This is a genomic window from Shewanella sp. SG41-4, from assembly GCF_014164505.1.
GTDB lineage: Bacteria > Pseudomonadota > Gammaproteobacteria > Enterobacterales > Shewanellaceae > Shewanella.
Genome location: NZ_JACJFI010000364.1, coordinates 1 through 3,120, shown reverse-complemented (window position 1 = coordinate 3,120; position 3,120 = coordinate 1). Strand labels below are relative to the sequence as shown.

2 protein-coding genes and 1 tRNA gene are annotated in these 3,120 nt (G+C 39.5%); 1 reads left to right on the top strand and 2 read right to left on the bottom strand.

Going from position 1 to position 3,120, the window contains the following annotated elements:
- The coding region (locus tag H5202_RS19640; RefSeq protein WP_182773549.1) for a tyrosine-type recombinase/integrase at positions 1 to 1,040 on the bottom strand (1,040 nt) is incomplete at its 3' end.
- 663 nt (positions 1,041 to 1,703) lie between these two features.
- Positions 1,704 to 1,780 (bottom strand) — tRNA-Pro (locus tag H5202_RS19635).
- Between the two features lie 289 nt (positions 1,781 to 2,069).
- Between H5202_RS19635 and folD the strand changes: the two genes are divergently transcribed.
- Entirely contained in the window at positions 2,070 to 2,924 is an 855-nt protein-coding gene (folD, locus tag H5202_RS19630) for a bifunctional methylenetetrahydrofolate dehydrogenase/methenyltetrahydrofolate cyclohydrolase FolD (RefSeq protein ID WP_182773548.1), read from the top strand.
- Positions 2,925 to 3,120: the final 196 nt, after the last annotated feature.

Genomic DNA, 3,120 nt, shown 5'->3' with positions numbered 1-3,120 from the left:
CTCATGGTAAACATTGGTTGGTTATCAAAACGAGAGGACATGAGGAAAAAAAATTCACTTGTGTACGATGCTCTCTCATGTTTCCAATATGCTTCAGCTGCATCGAAGAAAAAAGATTTAAAAGGCTCAATCATAAAAACTTCATAATGATTTACTCCTTTATTACGATGATGCTTATAATTCATTTTAACGAAGTCAATTGCCTCTATATTAGATAGTCTTACTGTCTCATTTGCAAAATCAATATTTTCAACCTTTAATTTCAATGCCTCATGCATCCGTAAGCCACCACCAAACAATAGTGCATACAAGCATTTATCTCTTAATGATTTAATCCCAGAACAAAAAGAAACGGTATGAGCTATAGGGAATGATTTAGAACCGAAATTGGAAAGATCAATTCTACTAATTATTTTAGTGACTTTGAAAATACTACTACTAGTAGTTTGAGCACCACCACTAATACAACCAGCAAGAAATGACTGGGCTACAAGTCGATTTCTATCAGAAGATCGTAAATTTCGTCTTTCTAATAATTGCTTTGCAAAAACCTCATTTGAAAACACATTGAGCAAATTATCTGGGCGTAAGGCCCTCAAGCTACTCTCAATTCGAGCAGATTCGACTGTATATATTTTTACAGTTGATAAAACACGCCTTACTGTTGCAGATTTCAACGGAGGACTACACAAAATTTCCGCAACTGATGATGATAAGTCATCCTGTGCATGAACACCAAATGCAAGAAATTGAGGGAAAGCTGAAAATATTTTTACAAGAGGCGATAATATTGTATTGGTATGAGGTTTATCAACTAATACTTGACTAGCTGTTAAAAGGAAATCGTAAAACCTTGATAAATCTTGAGCTTTTGCTGAAACAGTTTGGTACGGACTACCGGCATCGACTAAGGAGTTTATATAAAATTCATACTCTAAAACATAACTCATTGTAATTAGATTGAATAACTTGAATTTAATTTTCCCGTTACCCATATCAACTTCACTCTTTCTTACATTAAGAGATGAATACTTATTCATAACGGGTTAATCCCTCTAAAAAAGGCAATCACTGTACGACGCACTAAGAAACTATCCGTTTAGAGTAGATATTACAATATATATTTTCAGTGCAACGAAAAAAGCTCACCATATGGTGAGCTTTTTGTTATGTGGTACACCCGGCAGGATTCGAACCTGCGACCATCCGCTTCATCACACTACAGCTTTAACTGCCACCATTTAGGCTTTGTGCGCTGGACTATCCCTTTACCATGACATGTTAACATGTTTTAGGTAGACGCCGTCTAGTCTCTACACCTTCCTGAATTAATCAAGCTTGGCTCGGGATTGCCAACCAATAGGTAAGGTTTCCCCGAATTTGACGTCTTACATCTTATAAGTTTCCCTATAAGAGCCCAATATGTGCTTTTTGAAGACACTGCCTTAGAAGGCGGATGCTCTATCCAACTGAGCTACGGGTGTAATTTTTTTATACTATACGATGCACTAAAAAATTGTTTAGTTCTAAATTTTCGTTGCACTAAAAAAATACCTGACATAAGAACCTGCGACCACCCGCTTAGAAGGCGGGTGCTCTATCCAACTGAGCTACGGGCGCATGGTCACAGCTTGACGCTGTATCCTGTCTGGCTGAACAATTTACTTGTTCTGTTATTCACTTTGAAAGCAAATAACCTTAATTGGTCGGTGATAGAGGATTCGAACCTCTGACCCTCTCGTCCCAAACGAGATGCGCTACCGGGCTGCGCTAATCACCGAAATCTTACTTGTAATAGAACAATATATTATCCGTAAACAATAACAATGTTGTCCTGAGAACGGAGCGCATATTAACGAGTCACCTTGCTATCGTCAACGATTTTTTTACCTCTAAATGCTATATGCCCAATTTAGCAGCAAAAAGCGGGATTAGCATTATAGCGAGAATAGTTTATTCACTGTATTTTCCTCGCCTAGTAAATGACACTGTTCAATACGCCTGCTAGAATAACCGCCGATAAACAATCGACTTCAACACCCGTGCCACTCAAAGGAAACTCAACAGCCATGACTGCTCAACTTATTGACGGTAAAGCCATTGCTCAATCTATTCGCACCGCACTAAAACAAAAAGTAACACTACGTAGACAAGCTGGATTTCGCGCGCCAGGACTTGCGGTTATTTTAGTGGGCAGTGATGCGGCATCTCAAGTTTATGTCGGCAGTAAACGTAAAGCTTGTGAGGAAGTCGGTTTTGAGTCTCAATCTTTTGATCTTGACACTAGCACAACTGAAGCAGAGCTATTAGCGTTAATCGATGAGTGTAATGATAATCCAAGTATAGATGGGATTTTAGTACAATTACCGCTACCAGAGCATATTGATGATTCAAAGGTCATTGAACGTATACGCCCAGATAAAGACGTTGATGGTTTCCATCCCTATAATGTAGGCCGTTTAGCTCAACGTATTCCAGTGCTACGCTCTTGTACACCTATGGGTATTATGACCTTAATCAAATCAACGGGTATAGATACTTATGGCCTCGATGCTACCGTGGTTGGAGCATCAAATATTGTGGGCCGCCCAATGACTCTAGAATTATTGTTGGCAGGTTGCACAACGACAACCTGTCATCGTTTTACTAAAAACTTAGAACAAAAAGTTCGTCAAGCCGATTTATTGGTTGTCGCGGTGGGTAAACCTGGGTTTATTCCAGGCGAGTGGATAAAACCGGGAGCGATTGTTATTGATGTTGGTATCAATCGTTTGGCGAATGGCAGCTTAGTGGGTGATGTTGAATTTAATGTTGCCGCTGAAAAAGCTGCATTTATTACGCCGGTTCCTGGTGGAGTTGGCCCAATGACCATAGCAAGTTTATTAGAGAACACCCTATACGCATGCGAGCAGTATCATAGTTAACTAAATCTCAGATTAGCAAATCTCAGATAAGCCAACCATGCTGATTAATAACAAAAAAGCCTGCTATTGCATAATGCCGTTCACTTAAGGTGAGCGGCATTTTTCCTTTTTGCGACAGGATAACCATTCTTACTCACTTTTAAGCAGCGCGGGTAACTTCTTTCTCGCTTTCCCTCTAACATAAATTGCCTCGCAT

Coding starts and splice junctions, on each gene's coding strand:
- folD (WP_182773548.1), top strand. CDS start 2,070: ATGACTGCTCAACTTATTGACGGTAAAGCCATTGCTCAATCTATTCGC.